The sequence below is a fragment of the Rhizobacter sp. P2_D12 genome (assembly GCF_056404395.1).
In genome coordinates, this window is sequence record NZ_JBFUEB010000236.1 from 1 (window position 1) to 2861 (window position 2861).

The window sequence follows — 2861 nt, forward strand, 5'->3', positions numbered from 1 at the left end:
GTTCGTCAAGACGCTGCGCGTGCCGGCCACGGCGCGCGGCTTCATCCTGCAGGGCGACAAGGCGACCGAGGTGCCGCAGGGCGAGTACGAACTCGAAGGCTTCTTCACGCGCCTGAACCATCTTCTGCGCGACCAGCACGCCGAAATCCTCGTCACGCGCACGACGGCGCTCCCGGTGCCATTCGAGTTCGACGATATCCCCACCTGCGAGCAGCTTGCCATTTCGGTACGCTTCACGGTCAGCATCAAAATCGAGAACGTCCCGGCCTTTGCGCGCCACTTCATGACCACGCCCGGCACCATCGGCACGCCCGAGTTGCGCGAACTGCTGGCGCATCCGGTGCGCCAGCTGGCGCTGGAATTCATCGGCGCGCGCTCGATTCGCGAGATGGCAGCAGGCGGCGCGCTGCGCGAAGAACTCGACGAACGTCTGCAGGGCGGCCTCAAGCTCTTGCTGGCCGACTACGGCCTGGCCGTGACGAGCGTGCAGACGGTGGAGCTGCGCCACGACAAATACGACGCCAACCGCGCGCGCGTGGGCAGCATGTGGCTCGCGGCCGACGAGCAACATGTGCAACTGGCGCACAAGCGCCATCTGGACGAGCTGTACACGGCCGAAGAATGGCAGGGCATCAAGCGCAGCGAAGAAGAAGCGCGCCTGCGCATCCGCCGCGCCGAGCTGTGCCAGGACGACGCGATCGCGCGCGCCGAGATGTCGCTGCAGGGCGCCGACCGCGCACACGGCGTGYGGGCACGCCAGATCGAACTGTATGGCCGCATCCTCGAAGCCACCTCGCGCGAGCAGGCAATGGCGCAGGGCGCCGGTGAAGTGCTGGCCGAACTGCAGCACGAGGCCGCGCAGAAAGGGGCGCAGCGCGCCGACGAAGCGGCGCAGTGGCAGCACCTGCGCGCGCTGGCCGGCGTGCACATGCGGGCCGAAGTCGCCAGCGCCCAGCAGGAAGCCCAGCATGCGCGCCAGTCGGCGCAGCAGCGCTTTTCGCAGCAGTTGCTGCAGCAGCAGATCCGCCACAAGATCGACCAGGCGCGCCTGATCGAGGACGCCACGCGCCAGCGTGACGAACTGATTCGCCTGCGCGAAAGCGAAGCCGAAGCAGCGCGCCGCATGCGCGACATCGACGAAGCCGAGTACCAGGCGCGCTATCAGGCCCTGAAGCTGGCCAACGACGCGCGCCTGCGCGAGGCCGGCCGCACGCAGGAATGGGAAGACGAACAGGCACGCCAGCGCATCGAGGGCGCGCGGCGCGGCGCCGGCAAGCTCGATGCCGAGGCCCAGCAGGACAAACTGCAGCGCACGATCGAACTCGAGGCATTGCAGGCCCGCTCGCTGCAGGACGTGACGCTGCACGCCGACGAACGCCGCGCCGGCCTGGGCGAAGCGGCGCGCGCCGGCGAGCGGGCGCACGAGATTGCGCTCGCACGCCTGGCGATGGAACGCGCCGCGGCGCTGGGCGCGATGGACGACACGGCCAAACTGGCGCTGGCCGATGCCGCCAATGCGGTCGTTCTGGCCGATTACCTGAAGACGCGCGTGCATGCCGACATGGATGCCGACCAGCTGGCGGCGCTGGCCGGCGTGGCCGGCGCCGGCAAGGTCGACCCGGGCGAGGCGGCGCGCGCGGCGGCGCAGCTGGTGCGCGACGAACAGGCGCGGCGCGAGCACGAAGTCGACAAGGACCGGCGCCACCAGCTCGACCTGCTGACATTACAGAATGACGTGAACAAGGCCGCCTTGCATGCGCAGGCCGGCGCGCGCCAGTGCGTGCGCGGCCACACCCTGCAACGCGACGATCGCGTGTGCGCCGCCTGTGGCGGGGCGCCGTCTGCCTGATCGATCAATGCAAACAGCCATCGACAAGATCCGCGAACTGCGCGCGCTGCACGACGACGGCTTGCTGAGCCGGCAAGAGTTCGAGCTGCGCAAGAACGCGATCCTCGACGCGGCCTACCAGCCGGGCGAGCGGCCAGCCGACCCGGATGCGCTGTACGACGCGTCTGCGCCTGCACCTCGCCCGGGCACCGAAATCGGCCTGATGACGGGCCAGGAAATCGGCCCGCAAAACCGGCGCTACCGGCTCGAACGCCTGATCGCGCACGGCGGCATGGGCCAGGTGTGGCAGGCGACCGACCTGGCCACGCACGCCGAGCTGGGGCACAGCGCCCAGGTCGCGCTCAAGATCCTGCCTGCGCATGCGACATCCGCCGCCAGCCACGCCAAGCTCCTGATCCAGGAAGCCACGCGCGCGCGGCGCCTGGCGCACGAACACATCGTGCGCGTCTACGAATGGGCGCAGGACCCGGCCACGTCGAGCTTTTTCCTGATCATGGAATACCTCGAAGGCGAAGACCTCGACGCCGTCCTGGCGCGCGAAGGCCGCCTGCCGCTGGCACGCGTGCTGGCCTTGCTCGACCCGGTCGCCGCTGCGCTGGACTACGCGTGGGAACGGCATCACCTGGTCCACCGTGACATCAAGCCCGGCAATGTGTTCGTCACGACCAAGGGCGACGTCAAACTGCTCGACTTCGGTATCGCGGCGCGCGCGCGTGCCAGCGGCCCCGTGTCGAAGCTCGATGCACCGGCCACGTCCGGCACGGCCGGCTACCGCGCGCCGGAAGCGGTGATGGAAGGCCGCACGCCGGAGCCCACGCTGGACGTGTATGCGGTGGCGGTCATGATCCACCAGCTGCTCACCGGTGTACTGCCCGGCGAACCGGGCGGCACCGTGCCCGAGACGCTGGGCGCGCGCCAGTGGGAGGTGCTGCGCAGCGGCTTCGGGCGCGATCCGGCGGCGCGCCCGGCCAGCGTGCACGCGCTGCTGGCGGCGATCCGCGCGGCGGCCGGG

At 70.1% G+C, this 2861-nt stretch carries 2 protein-coding genes; both read left to right on the forward strand.

Features of this window, described 5'->3' with window-relative positions:
* A partial coding sequence (locus AC1DYN_RS31985) for a coiled-coil domain-containing protein (RefSeq protein WP_477966744.1) occupies positions 1 to 1849 on the forward strand: 1849 nt, incomplete at its 5' end.
* A 7-nt stretch (positions 1850 to 1856) separates the two neighbouring features.
* The coding region (locus AC1DYN_RS31990; protein WP_477966746.1) for a serine/threonine-protein kinase at positions 1857 to 2861 on the forward strand (1005 nt) is incomplete at its 3' end.